Origin of the sequence: Burkholderia sp. Ac-20392, assembly GCF_017104585.1 — a bacterium.
Lineage (GTDB): Bacteria > Pseudomonadota > Gammaproteobacteria > Burkholderiales > Burkholderiaceae > Burkholderia > Burkholderia lata.
The window spans coordinates 1-1398 of the sequence record NZ_JAAGPB010000954.1; the positions used below are offsets into that span (position 1 = coordinate 1).

Annotated in this window: 1 protein-coding gene; it reads right to left on the reverse strand. The window is 67.2% G+C overall.

Annotated elements, in window-relative coordinates:
* Positions 1–35 precede the first annotated feature (35 nt).
* The coding region (locus tag G3N99_RS40040) for a tetratricopeptide repeat protein (RefSeq protein ID WP_206125172.1) at positions 36–1398 on the reverse strand (1363 nt) is incomplete at its 5' end.

A 1398-nucleotide genomic window follows, 5' to 3' on the forward strand; every position in this document is an offset into this window, starting at 1 on the left:
TCGGAAGGACAGGGAAAACGTCGGGAACATCTGCATCAGAGACCGTTGATCTGGAGGCGTTTCAGCGTCTGCACGAGCGTGTCGTTGTCCGGCTCGAGCTTCTGCGCGTCACGCCACGCGGAACGTGCGTCATCCTGCGCGCCGCTCTTCCACAGCACCTCGCCGAGATGCGCGCCGATCTCGGCGTTCGGCTGCAGTTCGTACGCGCGCCGCAGCACCTTCGCCGCGCCGGCCGTATCGCCCATCCGGTACTTCACCCAGCCGAGGCTGTCCATGATGTACGCGTCGTTCGGCGCGAGCGTCATCGCCTTGTCGATCAGCTTGCTGGCTTCGGGCAGCCGCTGGTTGCGGTCGGCGAGCGAATAGCCGAGCGCGTTGTACGCCTGCGGATTGTCGGGCTGCGTACGGATCAGCTCGCGCAACTGCTTTTCCATCGTCGTGTAGTGGCCGGTCTTTTCGGCCGCCATCGCGTAGTCGTAGCGCAGGTCGGGATCGTCGGGGAAGTCCTGGACCGCCTGCCCGAGCCGTGCCTCGGCTTCCGGATAGCGCTTCGCGGTGAACAGGATCGATGCGTCGGTGCGTGCGACCACGGCCGCATCGCGCGGATCCGTGATCGGCAGGTCGTCGAGCACCTTGCGCGCCTCGTCGGTCTTGCCCTGTTTCTGCAGCAGCTGCGCGCGCGTGATCTGCGCGGGGAGGTAGTGCTGGCTCGTCTGGTCGACCTTGTCGAGCCACTGCGACGCCTGCGCGTCGTTGTTCTGGTCGATCGCGATCTGCGCGAGGTAGATGTAGCCCTGGCCGACGTCGAGGTTCGGCTGCTTGTCGCCGAGCTGGACGTACTGCTTCAGGAAGACCGTCGCTTCGTCGAGCTTCTTCTGCTGGATCTTGATCAGCGCGAGCGCCATCAGCGGCGTCGGATCCTTCGAGTCGAGCTTGCGCATCGTCTCGAACTGCTTCTGCGCGTCGTCGAGGCGATCGTCGGCGAGATAGAGCTGCGACAGCGCGAGCCGCGCATCGCGCGACTTCGGATTCTGCTGAACATACTTCTCGAACGACGCGATGCCCGCCGCGCGTTCCGCGGGCCCCATCTGCGACAGCATCAGGGCGGCCGGCAGGTAGTCGGGGCGGATCTGCAGCGCCTGCTTCAGCGACTGCGCGGCGCCGTCCTTGTCGTCGACCGCGAGCTGCTGGCGTGCGATCGCGAGCTGCGCTTCGGGCCGGTTCAGGTCGTTCTTCAGCATGTCCTTCAGCACCGCGAGGCCGCCGACGCGGTCGGAGCCGCGCACCAGCAACGCCTGCAGCGCGAGGATCGCCGGGCCGCGCGTCTCGCCGGTCGCCCGGGCCAGCTCGCGCGCGAGCATCGGCTGCGCGTCGGCCGGCTTGCCGGCGAGCACCAGC